The following is a 12,669-nucleotide window of genomic DNA, read 5'->3' as shown; positions in this document are numbered from 1 at the left end:
ATGGACATTAAAGACATACAAAATCTCATCAAATTTGTGTCTAAAGCAGAAGTTTCTGAAGTAAAATATAAAACAAAAGATTTTGAAATTACCATCAAAACTCCACTCGCAGGTAGCGAAATGAGTTATGTATCTCAACCTGCAGTGTATCATTCTGCGCCACAACAAGCTCCAGCTGCATCCGCACCACAACAGGTAACACAATCGGCTGCTCCGGCTTCAGCAGAACCTTCTTCGGACGACAGTAAGTACGTTACCATTAAATCCCCGATGATTGGTACTTTCTACAGAAAACCTTCTCCTGATAAAGACGTTTTCGTAAATGTAGGAGACGAAGTTTCAAATGGAAAAGTGGTTTGCGTAATTGAAGCGATGAAACTTTTCAACCAGATTGAGTCTGAAATTTCCGGGAAAATTGTGAAAATCTTAGTGGATGACGCTTCGCCGGTAGAATACGACCAACCTTTATTCTTGGTTGATCCATCTTAGGAATTTTAAATGATAAATGATAAATTTTAGATGAATATAGCTCATTTAAAATAATTTAAAATTCAGAATTTAAAATTTAAAATTACAGAAAAAGATGTTCAAAAAAATATTAATAGCTAATCGTGGCGAAATTGCAATGCGTATTCTGCGTACTTGCAAAGAGATGGGGATTAAAACGGTGGCGGTTTATTCCACAGCGGATAAAGACAGTCTTCATGTAAGATTTGCGGATGAGGCTGTATGTATAGGCCCACCGATGAGCAAGGATTCTTATCTGAAAATCTCAAATATCATCGCAGCTGCAGAAATTACCAATGCTGATGCAATTCACCCGGGTTACGGATTTTTATCAGAAAATTCAAATTTCTCAAGAATTTGTCAGAAAAACGGAATTAAATTCATTGGCGCAACTCCGGAACAGATCGACAGAATGGGCGATAAGGCAAATGCAAAGTCAACGATGAAAGAAGCGGGTGTACCTTGTGTTCCTGGTTCTGAAGGTTTGATCGATGGCTATGAAACCGCTGCAAAACTTGCTGCTGAAATCGGTTATCCGGTAATGATCAAGGCAACTGCAGGTGGTGGCGGAAAAGGAATGAGAGCTGTTTGGAAAGCAGAAGATCTTCAAGAACATTGGGATTCTGCAGTGCAAGAAGCTACAGCCGCTTTCGGAAACGGAGGTATGTATATGGAAAAACTCATCGTAGAACCGCGACATATCGAGATTCAAATTGCAGGTGACCAATACGGAAAAGCTTGCCATTTGTCTGAAAGAGATTGTTCTGTTCAAAGAAGAAACCAAAAACTTACAGAAGAAACTCCTTCGCCTTTCATGACGCATGAATTGCGTGAAAAAATGGGAAATGCGGCGGTGAAAGCAGCTGAATATATCGGATACGAAGGCGTTGGAACCATCGAATTCTTGGTGGATAAAGACAGAAATTTCTATTTTATGGAAATGAATACCAGAATCCAAGTTGAACATCCCATTACTGAGCAAGTGGTAGATTATGATTTGATCAGAGAGCAGATTTTGTTGGCTTCCGGAACCCCAATTTCAGGACTTAATTATTATCCAAAACTTCATTCTATTGAATGCAGAATTAATGCAGAAGATCCATATAATGATTTCCGCCCATCACCAGGCAAAATCACAGGTCTGAACATTCCAGGAGGACACGGAATTCGTGTTGATACGCATGTATACTCAGGATATTCTATCCCGTCCAACTACGATTCGATGATTGCAAAATTAATTACCACTGCACAAACTCGTGAAGAAGCTATCGCCAAAATGAAGCGTGCCTTGGAAGAATTTTACATCGAAGGAGTGAAAACTACCATTCCTTTCCACAGACAATTGATGGAAAATGAAGATTATATTGCCGGAAATTACACCACAAAATTCATGGAAGATTTTGTGATGGATAAAAGCTTTGATCATTAATTTTCATTGAATATAAATCATAAGACTAGTAGAAATATTAGTCTTTTTTTATGTCGTTATTTTAGTTATTAAATTATTAACTTTGTAAAAAAGCAAATTTATGTCGACAACATCAACAACAAAAAATTCACAATATTACATCGATTTAGAAAATAAGCATGGTGCCCATAATTATCATCCACTTCCGGTAGTTTTAGAAAAAGGGGAAGGTGTTTTTGTTTGGGATGTTGAAGGAAAGAAATATTATGATTTTTTGTCTGCATATTCTGCAGTAAATCAGGGACATTCTCATCCTAAAATTGTTGATGCATTGGTAAATCAGGCACAGAAATTAGCTTTAACTTCACGTGCTTTCTACAATTCAAATTTAGGTGAATACGAGAAAAAGATCACCGAACTTTTGGGTTTTGATAAGGTTTTGCCAATGAATTCAGGTGCAGAAGCTGTTGAAACTGCCGTGAAATTAGCCAGAAAATGGAGTTATGAAGTAAAAGGAATTTCTGAAAATGCAGCAAAAATAGTCGTTTGTGAAAATAATTTCCACGGAAGAACCACTACCATCGTTTCTTTTTCCAACGATCCTGATGCTAACAACAATTACGGACCTTTCACTCCGGGGTTTGTGAAAATTCCATATAACGATTTGGATGCTTTAGAAAAAACTCTTGAAAATGATGCTCAAAATATTGCAGCATTTTTGGTAGAACCCATTCAAGGTGAGGCTGGAGTCTTTGTTCCGGACGAAGGATTTTTGAGAGGCGCATCAGAATTGTGTAAAAAATATAACGTCCTTTTCATTGCTGATGAAGTACAAACCGGAATTGCAAGAACTGGAAGATTAATTGCCTGTCACCACGAAGATGTTCAACCTGATATTCTGATTCTAGGAAAAGCGCTTTCCGGCGGAATGTATCCTGTGTCTGCAGTTTTAGCAAACGACGATATTATGAATGTCATCAAGCCAGGGCAACACGGATCAACTTTTGGAGGAAACCCGATTGCTTGTGCAGTGGCAGTGGCAGCTTTAGATGTTGTAGAAGAAGAGAATTTATCCGAAAGAGCTGAAGATTTAGGACAGCTTTTCCGTTCTGAGATGGAGAAATTAATTCAGAAAACAGATTTAATAACGAAAGTACGAGGTAAAGGTTTGCTTAATGCTATTCTTATCAACGATACGCCAGACAGCAAAACAGCCTGGAATCTTTGCTTACAACTGAAAGAAAATGGATTGCTTGCCAAACCAACACACGGAAACATCATCCGTTTGGCACCGCCTTTGGTAATAACTGAAGAAGAGATTTTGGATTGCGTATCGATTATCGAAAAAACAGTTTTGGAATTTAAGAAATCTTAAAGGTTGAGTTTTATAGAACATATCAGCGGTTTAATTATCACTTTTAATGAAGAAAAAAACATTCAGGAAGTTCTGGATTGTTTTGATTTTTGTGAGGAAATTATTGTTGTCGATTCTTTCAGTTCCGATAACACAGTTGAAATTGCTTCGCGGAATCCCAAAGTGAAAATTATTCAACATGGATTTGAAGACTTCACTAAGCAAAGGAATATTGCACTGGATGCAGCAAAAAATGACTGGGTTCTTTTTCTTGACGCAGATGAACGCATTACACCTGAGCTGGAAAAAGAGATTCGAGAAACTATCAGTCGTCCGGATGCAAAGGACGCTTATTACATCTACAGAATTTTTTTTGTGGGGAAGGAAAAAATAAATTTTTCGGGTACACAAAATGATAAAAATTTCCGTTTGTTTAAGAAGTCAAAAGCATCTTATGTAAAGCACAAAAAAGTGCACGAAACACTTGATGTTAAAGGAACAACAGGGGTTTTAAAGAACAAACTTCTGCATTATTCTTTTGAAAACTATACGTCGTTCAAGAGTAAGATGCTGTATTACGGGCGTCTGAAGGGAGAAGAACTCGCTGAAACAGGAAAAAAATATTTAATTGCTGTGCATTATATAAAAGTGATCTTCAAATTCGTGAAAACCTATTTCCTGAAATTAGGAATTCTTGATGGAGTCGACGGATTAAGAATTAGTTACCTGCAAAGTTTATACGTAAACGAAACTTACCGAACACTAAGAGATCTACAATAGCCGCTACTTTTTGATATAAGTAGTTTTCTTGTTTTGATAAAATTTATTTAAGAACTTAGTTAGTCTTTTTTCCGTATTGGATTCCTTTACCCAAACAGGATTCTGAGTAAGATCCATCTCTTTTAAGTTTTCTACGATTTGCATCAGGGCGTGTTTTTTCATGAAAGATTCTTTCAGGAAATTAGTGATAATAGTATTCCAGTGCTTTTTATTGCCCCAATAATGCCCTACAATATGATCCGCAGATTTAAGTTCAGTATTTTTACTCAATCCCAGAGAGAACGCAAACTGTTCTATAAGCCTTCGTGTGACGTCATCGGCGCACATTGCATCATTTACATCTAAGACAATCTGTAAAGAGTCTAAGTGGTGTTTAGAGATTCCAATTAATCCGGCATTCCACATAGTGGAATTTTTATCAATTTTGATATGATTGTACTCTTTCCCCTGCATTTGTTTCCACATGAGTTTTTCGGTTTTTGATGATAGTGAAGACAGCTTACCTTCCTCAAGATGCATAAAATTTTGTCCATTGTTCATGCCTTCCCTAACGGTATCGAGATCCTGGTAAAAAAAAGTATCGCCATCCAAATAAAGAACAGATTCGGAAGGATATTTTTCGGCGATTAACTGTAGCGCTTTAATCTTTACCCGCCAAAAAAACTGATATTGGCCTTCCCACCGTTTAATAATTTCTTTGTTTATCTCTATTATTTCTACGTTTTCTTCAAAAAAATTAAACAACGAAGGATCCTCTGCGATGACAACAATTCTGTCATTTTCTTTTTTTCGAGCCATGGCTGAAAAGATCGAGAAATATATTTGCTGATAATGCTCCAGATTATTGCCAAAAACTAAATATACGATATTCATTTTGCTACAGTTATAATTTAAACCCTCAAGAATAAGTAAGTGGAAGGTTTTGATTCAAATTTACTATAAAAAACCACGATCTCAAAAATTTGTCCAACTTAATAATTTCAATTAAATTGCGTTATTATACAGACGGCAAAACTACTTATTAATAAAAGCTTTTCATACTTATTGTGAAACTTACCCGAAGTAATTAACACATCACATCCTATTGCAATTCATATGAATAATGATCCATTGATAAGTATAATTATACCTTGTTTCAACGCCGAAAAAACGTTGGAAAAGTGTTTAGAGTCGGTAGTTCAACAATCTTATGCTAATCTTGAAATCATTATTATTGATGATGGCTCGACAGATGAGACATCGCTGATTTATAATAAATTTCAAAGTAATGATGAAAGGATCTTAGTTTTAAAGCAGCAAAATTCGGGAGTATCAAAAGCTCGAAACACTGGTGTAAAAGCAGCCACAGGGGATTATATTTGCTTTGTGGACTCCGATGATTGGGCTGAATTGAATTATTGTTCGGAATTATACAGTCTACTTGTCGGTGAAAATGCCGATATTTCTATCGTAGAAGCATCTTACGAGGATGAAAATGGAAATGTGTTATGCAGTAAACCAATTTCGGACGAGAAAATATTTGATGGCAACAGAGCTTTAGTCCTTTTACTGGAGGATCAGGAAATCCAGAGTCATCCATGGGGTAAACTGTTTAAAGCAGACCTTTTAAGAAACGTACACTTTCCTGAAAATCTAAAATGTTTCGAGGATTATTCTACACTTTTCAAGATTTTCAATAAAGCAGTAAAAGTGGTAAAATCCAATAAAAAGTTATACCATTACATACAGCGGGAAGACAGCCTTTCACATAACCTCTCCCCGGCGACCGCTTACCAATTTTTTTTAGCAATTATGGAGGTTTTTGAATTTTGGAGAAATTCTGCAATGGTTGGGGATCGAAACAAAATCGTTAAAAATATCGTCAGGAAACTTCTGATGGTTCTGAAAAGAATTACCAGAAATACGAAAGTAGATGAAATGAAATCCGAGAAAGACGAAATCCGTAGAGCCTTCAATTCATTTTTAAAATATTCTGCAACAGATATCGGACTTGAGTATTACTTCTATTTGAGATTATATTACTATTTCCCAACCTTGTACGCCAGATTAACTCAGAAATAATGATTTCCGAACCACTAGTGTCTATCATCGTTCCCTCCTACAATGTTGAAAAATATGTTGGAGCGTGTGTCGATTCCGTCCTTAAGCAGGAATATCAAAATTGGGAATGCATTTTAATCAATGATGGAAGCAGTGATCATACGCTTGAAATTATTAAATCTTTTGAAACCAAGGATCGGCGTTTCCAGGTATTTACACAGGAAAATGCCGGACTTTCTGCAACAAGAAACAGGGGAATTGAAATTTCAAACGGAGATTTTCTGTTTTTTTTGGATTCAGATGATATTTTAAGTTCTGATGCAATCAGCACATTGGTTTCGTCTGTGGACAACAACGATATCGTAACCGGGATTACCGTTACGTCAAAAATTACTGGCGACATAATATCGAAAATCTCACCGTTATATCCTCCGAAAGAAGGCGATATCACTTTTGCGAATAATCATTTTGAGGTTTTAACAAAAGCGATGGAATCTGCATTAACCCCTGTTGCGCAGAATCGTCTGTACAGTAAAGAATTCATCGATAAAAATAATCTCCGCTTTAAGAACGGAATTCTTCACGAAGATGAATTGTGGTTTTTTGAAACGATGCTTTTAGCAAAAAATGTAAAGTTCGTGAACCACGAAACCTATTTTTACAGAACGGATAACGAAAATTCGATTACAAGTAAATTAAGCGACAGAAATTTGGAATCGTATATTTCGGTGCTGGAAGAAGTGTATGAAAAATACATCAAAAAGCAAAACCTTGATATTGCAAAATGGTATAACGTTTACCTTAAGAAACTTTTTCTGGATTTTGCCATCCGTGAACGTGAAAAATTAAGCGATGAAGTGATCAGAAAACTGGAAAAATCATTGGCTAAAACGTATTCAGATTTGCCTTCCCAAACCTATTTGTCTCCCAAAAATGAGGCTTATTATCGGGCGATGAACAAACTCACTCTTAAATCATTTGACCAGATAAAAAAATATTATGTCAGAAATCCAGTGAACAGCCTCAGAAAGCGATTCAAATTATTTCAAATCACCTATTTACTAAAATAGCTTAATAGATGCGACCGAAAAAAATTCTCCTGGTAATGCCCGATTATTCGGATTTTCCCGAACTTTTCATCAGAAACTTAGAAAAGTTGGGATTTCAGGCATCCTTAATTATTAATAAAATTCCGGCTTATAAATACCGTGGATCTGAACGAGTGGTCAATTTTATAAGGAAGACTTTTTTAAAAGATAAAAGTTATAAAAAGAAACTTATCGCTCAATTTGAGGAAACGGAATATTCAAGAATTGCAGCTGAATTGGATGAAATGTTTGATTATATTTTCGTAATCCGACCAGATTCATTTCCTACTTCTTTTATAGAAAAGTTAAAGGATAAAACCACAAAATATATCGGTTACCAGTGGGATGGAATTGAAAAGTTCCCCGAAGTGAAAAATTATTTTTCTTTCTTCAATACGTTCTTTTGTTTTGAGACGGTACCGGGTTTCAGCAATGTGAAAAAAACTACAAATTTTTACTTTGATTTTGATAATTACAAAGCTGCTCAGACTCCCGTGCAGAATATACCGCCAGTTTTTTATTTTGTAGGTTTAGATTGGGAAATCAGACGGTCTAAGATTAATAATTTTGTAGAGTTTGCAGTTATTAATGATTTTAAACTCGATTTTTATTTACAGGAATTTGACAAAAACGACGATAAAAACCCTCATATCCAGTATATCACAAAGAGAATTTCCTTTGCAGAAAATAACTAAGCTTTCGTTTTGTCTGCAAGACAAGAAATGAAAGCCCGTTGAACGGAAGCTCCGGTAGCTTTTCAGCGGTATTTTGGCAGTCTATGGAGTTTTCGATTTTAGAATTTAGGATCACAAAGCAGTTTTTTCGTAAGGACTGCTTTTTTTGTGGCGTTTGGTAGCCTTTATTGGTGGATTTCAGCGGTTTTTCCTCGCTTCAGAACATAGGTTCCCTTACCCGCAAAGGTTATTTTGCAGACAGCGTTTGGGTAACGAAAAGAAAATCCTGCGGCGGCCCCCGCTGCCCGAAAACAGCAATTGTAACCAGGTTTCCCTCCTTGCAGCACCGGCATTTATTGAGCAAAGTCTTGGGTTTTGCTTCCGGAACCCGGATGTTTAAATCAGACTGTAAATTCTGCAGTTTCCCGCGTTTCCAGCTGCTACTCAGGATTCCATAATGCCTGATCCGCACAAATCTTTTTGGCAGAATGTGCAGGGAGAACCTTCGCGCAAACTCTTCGTTGCTGAGGGTCATCTCCTTTTTTTCGCCACCTTTCCGGTAATCTTTGTAGCCAAAACGAACTTCTTTATCGGTAACTTCTTTGATGCGGTGATTGCTGATGGCGACTTTGTGGGTGTATCTGCCTAAATATTCAATCACCTGTTTCGGGCCACCAAAAGGTCTTTTGGCATAGACGACCCAGTTCTTGGTAAAGAGTTTATCCATTAAATTGGAATCTTTTACTCCCGAAGTTCTCAATAAAGCCACAAACTTTGCCCGAAATACTTTGCTCATCGCTTTTACCGGAAAAAGGTATTTATCGGTTCGTACTTTCTTTTTCCACTTTCCGTGATGATCAATTCCGCCGCCAGGAACAATGCAGTGCAGGTGCGGATGCAAGCTCAGGTTCTGTCCCCACGTGTGAAGTATCGCAATCATTCCGAGCTGCATTCCTTCCGTTTTGCCAAACTGGTTTAATGTTGCCCAAGCTGCTTCAAACAATGTTTTGTAAATGAGTGTGGGATTTGCAATTGCCAAACCGTTCAGCTCTTCGGGAAGCGTGAAAACGAGATGATAATAGCTGCACGGGAGTAAATCCGCTTCGCGCTTCTGAATCCATTCTTCTTTTTTATGACCTTGACATTGCGGACAATGCCGATTACGACACGAGTTGTAACTGATGGAAAGATTTCCGCAGCCATCACACGCATCAATATGACCGCCCAAAGCAGAAGTTCTACAATACGATAAAGCGCGAAGCGTTTTTTCCTGATGAGGCGTAAAATTCTGGGCCGATAGATTGAGTTTACGAAGAACATCTGCAACGCTTCCGTTTTGATGCTTTGCCTTACTTCGGGATTCCATTTTTGCGGTACAAAGCAAATACGGTATCCAAAGGACTGTGAGGCTTCTGATCCGAAAGCTGGCAGACATGAAGGTATTCCATCGTCGATTCAATTCTTTCATGCCCCAGAAGTTTCTGAACCATGATGATCGGAACGCCGTCTTCCAGCAGATGCGTGGCGTAGCTGTGGCGCAAAGTATGGGTGTGCACCTCTTTGGTGATGCCTGCTTTTTTTGAGATGGTCTTGATCACCCACTGAACGCCGCGCTGGCTGTAGCGGGAGTCGAAATCAGGTTTCTGTAAAGCGTTTTGATGCGTTTTTAAATCAATCTCCTCAATATTCCTGTTATGGTTCCCATTGAATAAATACTGATCCGGATTTTCAATACTGATGAAGGTTTTCAAGCCTCTGATTAAATGTTCCGACAGGGGAACATAGCGGTCTTTGCCGCCTTTTCCCTGCACGATATGCAGCATCTTCCGGTCGAAATCCAAATGCTGAAGCTTGATATTTCTTACTTCCATACAGCGCAGTCCGCAACCGTAGATCAGGCCGATGAGAAGTTTGTGTTTCAGGAGTTCAGCACTTTGAAGCATGCGCCAGATTTCTTCGCGGCTCAGGATTACGGGCAGTTTCTTGACTTTTGGAATCGCGGGAAGATGGAGGTAGCTGTAAGGCAAACCTTCGGTTTTCAGCAAAAACCGCAGTCCGTAAACGGTATGTTTAAAGTACGACTGAGAAGGGGTTTTTGATCGCTTTTGAAGTTCAAAAAGGTAATCTTTGATGTCTTCCGGGTCTAATTCGGTAGGGACTTTACCGAAATGAAGCGCCAAGGCTGCAACGTGACGGGAATAATTTTCGAAGGTACGCTTGCTTCTGCCCAGGATGGAAATATTTCTTTCGAAGCGTTGCAGAAGTTCGGCAAAACCATTAACTTCGCTCGAGGCACGGTTCAGGAATTTGTTGGTCCTTAAATCCTCCGGAGATTTTTTTTTGTAGCCATTTCATGAGTTTTTAAAAGGTTAATAAAAACAAAGTTACTAAAACGGCGAATGGGAAAAGCTACCGGAGGTTTAGTTCAACATAGAGTTCGTAAAAAAATCTGATGTTCTTGTAGATTTCGTGGATCCGAGACAGGTTGGTTTGTCTTTCAGATTTTTCGAGGGTTTGTATTACAGAAAAAAAATTATTACCGATAATCTGATGGTTAAAAAGTATGATTTCTACCATCCAGACAATATTTTCGTTATTGAAAACGGCAACAACGCTGCAATTCTAGAGTTCCTGAAAAGACCTTATCAAGAATTGCCGGAGCACATAGTAAAAAAATACAGTTTCAGCGAGTGGATTTTCAGAATGCTAAGTGAGTAATAGCAGGCTGAGTAATGTTTTTTCAATTATCAAGATATTCCAGCAGGTTTTTGATATTTTTTTCCTGATTTTCGGTTGAAAAATACTGCAATCCATCTTTACTGCCTTCGTAGAGTTCAATCCATTTTTTTTCATTGGAATAAATATCTAAGATGTAGTTGGCAAAAGCTTCAGGATCAGAAATTTCTGCAACAAGGGCATGGATATTCGGTGTTAACTTCATTCCCTCCACACCAATTTTAGTTGATATTACGGGCAGTTGATACTCCAGTGCCTGGCCGATTTTTCCTTTCACTCCGGCTCCGTATCTCAGCGGTGCAACCATCGCTTTTGCACTTGTAAAGAGATTGTCAATTTCTTTTTGATAACCTAAAATTGTGAATCTTTCGGAATCTAATGTCGTGATTTCTTCTGGGGCATTTCCGCCTACGATATACACTTTAATATCCGGGTTTTGTTTCCATACCAACGGCATGATCTCGTTATGCAGATACAGCACAGAATCTACATTAGGTTTGTGAAGAAAACTGCCAATAAAGATGAGGCCTTCTCTGTCATGAAAAGATTTCTGCCTCAGATTCTTTTTTAATGAATGGATATTACTTACAATAAATATTTTTTCAGTACTTATTTTTTCTATCGCGAGAATTTCTTTCTCATGATCGCTTATTGCTACGATGGCGTCTGCGCGTAGAAATGCTTTCCGTTCTAATTCGCAAACTTCTTTTTCCCTCTTTAACGTGGCTTTGTTTTTGAAGAAATACGCCTTCTCTCTTGAAAATCTGAGATAATGAAGATCCACCATATCGTAAATTATCTTCGCACGGAAACCGATTGGTTTAATAAACTCATTATAATACTCGTAGCCTTCCGGTCGGAAAATCCAGATATAATCTACGGAGTTTTTTATTTGCTGAAGCTGTTTTGCTTTCCGGATTATTTTCCGTTCAGGGGTTAAGTATTCTCTTATAACCTCAACACCCAAATCTTGAAATTTCTTTATGTAATCAGTATCATCAGCAGAAAATTCATTCTTTATCAGCAAGTATATTTTATGATTGTTATTTACCAGAATTTTTATAATCTCAGTAAACCTATTAGAGCCTGAATCCTGGTCGAATTTCGGCATATACTCTTCGGCCACCAAAATACATTTGTCATATTGGGCATCGTCATTTATTCTATAAAAATCATCGCCTTCTTTCCAAATGTTTTCAAGAAAATTCTGCCATTTTTCATAGAAAATAACCGAATTTTTTTTTATCAAATTGTGCTTGTTCGAATGGTGTTTTTTATAACTTACGGTTTCATAATGAATCACTTCTGACTGAGGTTGATAGTAAGTATCCAGACCCTGACGATGTTTCAGCCGCATGCAAAGATCGTTTTCTTCATAATAAGCAGGTGCATAAACTTCATCGAAAAGATTCAGATTACCCTTAGAATCCTGTCTTTTAAATAGCAAACTGCATCCTGAAACATAGTCTACTGTTCGCAGGAAGTTAAATTGCGGAGCATCGATTGACTGGGTAGCTCCACGGTTTACAATCACTTTGTTTTTGAAATCGAAACGGCCTGCCTCCTGTAAACTATTGTTCCCGAAAATGAGTTTAGAGCCTACAGCTCCAACATTCGACTGGGTTTGAAAGACAGATAAAAGTGAAGTTAGGTAGTTGTTTTGAACCTTTGTGTCGTTGTTGAGCAAATAAATATAAGAACCTTTTGCCTGTCTTATTGCGGTATTTGCACTTTTTAGAAAACCTAAATTTTCGGTGTTATTAATGAGCAATATTCCTTTTATCTGTGAGATGACATTTTGGGTATTATCCGTACTGCAGTCATTTACCAAAATGATTTCTTTAGAAACATTGTCGTTACATTCAGATATGGCACAAAGACAGTTTAAGGTGTAAAGAAGTTGGTTATGAACGGGTATAATAATACTTACTTCCGGTTCAGGTTCTTCTCTGAAATTGAAGGAATTGTTCTCGAAAAAGGAAAGATCTCTCAACGAAGTATTAAGAAATCTTGCAGACTTTTTAAACTTTATATCCCGTTTAAGCTGCTTATATCTCTTTCTTAAACTCCAAAACCTCATAA

At 37.5% G+C, this 12,669-nt stretch carries 13 protein-coding genes; 9 read left to right on the top strand and 4 right to left on the bottom strand.

Annotation, left to right across the window (positions count from 1 at the left end; translation table 11 throughout):
- The 4 genes from accB to H0S70_RS08260 all read left to right on the top strand — a co-directional run bounded on the left by accB (position 1) and on the right by H0S70_RS08260 (position 4,049).
- The gene (accB, locus tag H0S70_RS08275) at positions 1-489 is read left to right on the top strand and encodes an acetyl-CoA carboxylase biotin carboxyl carrier protein (protein ID WP_188320473.1); all 489 of its coding nucleotides are present in this window, start codon (positions 1-3) and stop codon (positions 487-489) included.
- Positions 490-583: 94 nt separating this feature from the next.
- Positions 584-1,936 (top strand): acetyl-CoA carboxylase biotin carboxylase subunit, encoded by a 1,353-nt coding sequence (accC, locus tag H0S70_RS08270; protein ID WP_123248750.1) that lies wholly within the window; start codon positions 584-586, stop codon positions 1,934-1,936.
- A gap of 100 nt (positions 1,937-2,036) precedes the next feature.
- Positions 2,037-3,290: an ornithine--oxo-acid transaminase gene (rocD, locus tag H0S70_RS08265; RefSeq protein WP_188320472.1), complete on the top strand. Its 1,254-nt coding sequence runs from the start codon at positions 2,037-2,039 to the stop codon at positions 3,288-3,290.
- A gap of 3 nt (positions 3,291-3,293) precedes the next feature.
- Positions 3,294-4,049: a glycosyltransferase family 2 protein gene (locus H0S70_RS08260; RefSeq protein ID WP_123248748.1), complete on the top strand. Its 756-nt coding sequence runs from the start codon at positions 3,294-3,296 to the stop codon at positions 4,047-4,049.
- Positions 4,050-4,052: 3 nt separating this feature from the next.
- Here the strand turns inward: H0S70_RS08260 and H0S70_RS08255 are convergent, their stop codons facing one another.
- Positions 4,053-4,922 carry a hypothetical protein gene (locus H0S70_RS08255; RefSeq protein ID WP_148041172.1) on the bottom strand — a complete coding sequence of 290 codons (870 nt, stop codon included), beginning with the start codon at positions 4,920-4,922 and terminating at the stop codon, positions 4,053-4,055.
- 222 nt (positions 4,923-5,144) lie between these two features.
- Between H0S70_RS08255 and H0S70_RS08250 the strand changes: the two genes are divergently transcribed.
- The 3 genes from H0S70_RS08250 to H0S70_RS08240 are packed head-to-tail and all read left to right on the top strand — an operon-like array spanning position 5,145 to position 7,872.
- Positions 5,145-6,110, top strand: coding sequence for a glycosyltransferase family 2 protein (locus H0S70_RS08250; protein WP_228453700.1), 966 nt, complete (start codon positions 5,145-5,147; stop codon positions 6,108-6,110).
- Positions 6,110-7,159 carry a glycosyltransferase gene (locus H0S70_RS08245; RefSeq protein ID WP_123248745.1) on the top strand — a complete coding sequence of 350 codons (1,050 nt, stop codon included), beginning with the start codon at positions 6,110-6,112 and terminating at the stop codon, positions 7,157-7,159. Before H0S70_RS08250 ends, H0S70_RS08245 begins: the two co-directional genes overlap by 1 nt.
- An 8-nt stretch (positions 7,160-7,167) precedes the next feature.
- Positions 7,168-7,872: a hypothetical protein gene (locus tag H0S70_RS08240; protein ID WP_188320470.1), complete on the top strand. Its 705-nt coding sequence runs from the start codon at positions 7,168-7,170 to the stop codon at positions 7,870-7,872.
- A gap of 226 nt (positions 7,873-8,098) precedes the next feature.
- On the opposite strand, the gene H0S70_RS08235 is transcribed toward H0S70_RS08240, so the two are convergent.
- Both H0S70_RS08235 and H0S70_RS08230 read right to left on the bottom strand, forming a co-directional pair.
- Positions 8,099-9,217: an IS91 family transposase gene (locus H0S70_RS08235; protein WP_188320469.1), complete on the bottom strand. Its 1,119-nt coding sequence runs from the start codon at positions 9,215-9,217 to the stop codon at positions 8,099-8,101.
- Positions 9,201-10,082 (bottom strand): tyrosine-type recombinase/integrase, encoded by an 882-nt coding sequence (locus H0S70_RS08230; RefSeq protein ID WP_262891149.1) that lies wholly within the window; start codon positions 10,080-10,082, stop codon positions 9,201-9,203. The genes H0S70_RS08235 and H0S70_RS08230 overlap by 17 nt, the downstream gene beginning before the upstream one ends.
- Between H0S70_RS08230 and H0S70_RS14285 the strand changes: the two genes are divergently transcribed.
- Together H0S70_RS14285 and H0S70_RS08225 are read left to right on the top strand one after the other, a co-directional pair.
- The gene (locus tag H0S70_RS14285; protein WP_228453699.1) at positions 10,020-10,172 is read left to right on the top strand and encodes a hypothetical protein; all 153 of its coding nucleotides are present in this window, start codon (positions 10,020-10,022) and stop codon (positions 10,170-10,172) included. The genes H0S70_RS08230 and H0S70_RS14285 overlap by 63 nt on opposite strands.
- A 148-nt stretch (positions 10,173-10,320) precedes the next feature.
- Entirely contained in the window at positions 10,321-10,569 is a 249-nt protein-coding gene (locus H0S70_RS08225) for a hypothetical protein (RefSeq protein WP_228453698.1), read from the top strand.
- A gap of 22 nt (positions 10,570-10,591) precedes the next feature.
- On the opposite strand, the gene H0S70_RS08220 is transcribed toward H0S70_RS08225, so the two are convergent.
- Positions 10,592-12,667 carry a glycosyltransferase gene (locus H0S70_RS08220; protein WP_188320467.1) on the bottom strand — a complete coding sequence of 692 codons (2,076 nt, stop codon included), beginning with the start codon at positions 12,665-12,667 and terminating at the stop codon, positions 10,592-10,594.
- Positions 12,668-12,669 lie beyond the last annotated feature (2 nt).

The sequence above is a fragment of the Chryseobacterium manosquense genome, assembly GCF_014623485.1.
Taxonomy (GTDB): Bacteria; Bacteroidota; Bacteroidia; order Flavobacteriales; family Weeksellaceae; genus Kaistella; species Kaistella haifensis.
This window is presented reverse-complemented; position numbering and strand designations above follow the sequence as displayed.

Excerpts from the sequence above, each read along its gene's own strand:
- H0S70_RS08240 (WP_188320470.1), top strand. The coding sequence starts at position 7,168 with ATGCGACCGAAAAAAATTCTCCTGGTAATGCCCGATTATTCGGATTTT.
- accC (WP_123248750.1), top strand. The coding sequence starts at position 584 with ATGTTCAAAAAAATATTAATAGCTAATCGTGGCGAAATTGCAATGCGT.
- H0S70_RS08220 (WP_188320467.1), bottom strand. The coding sequence starts at position 12,667 with ATGAGGTTTTGGAGTTTAAGAAAGAGATATAAGCAGCTTAAACGGGAT.
- accB (WP_188320473.1), top strand. The coding sequence starts at position 1 with ATGGACATTAAAGACATACAAAATCTCATCAAATTTGTGTCTAAAGCA.
- H0S70_RS08250 (WP_228453700.1), top strand. The coding sequence starts at position 5,145 with ATGAATAATGATCCATTGATAAGTATAATTATACCTTGTTTCAACGCC.
- H0S70_RS14285 (WP_228453699.1), top strand. The coding sequence starts at position 10,020 with ATGAAGCGCCAAGGCTGCAACGTGACGGGAATAATTTTCGAAGGTACG.
- H0S70_RS08255 (WP_148041172.1), bottom strand. The coding sequence starts at position 4,922 with ATGAATATCGTATATTTAGTTTTTGGCAATAATCTGGAGCATTATCAG.
- H0S70_RS08235 (WP_188320469.1), bottom strand. The coding sequence starts at position 9,217 with ATGGAATCCCGAAGTAAGGCAAAGCATCAAAACGGAAGCGTTGCAGAT.
- H0S70_RS08245 (WP_123248745.1), top strand. The coding sequence starts at position 6,110 with ATGATTTCCGAACCACTAGTGTCTATCATCGTTCCCTCCTACAATGTT.
- rocD (WP_188320472.1), top strand. The coding sequence starts at position 2,037 with ATGTCGACAACATCAACAACAAAAAATTCACAATATTACATCGATTTA.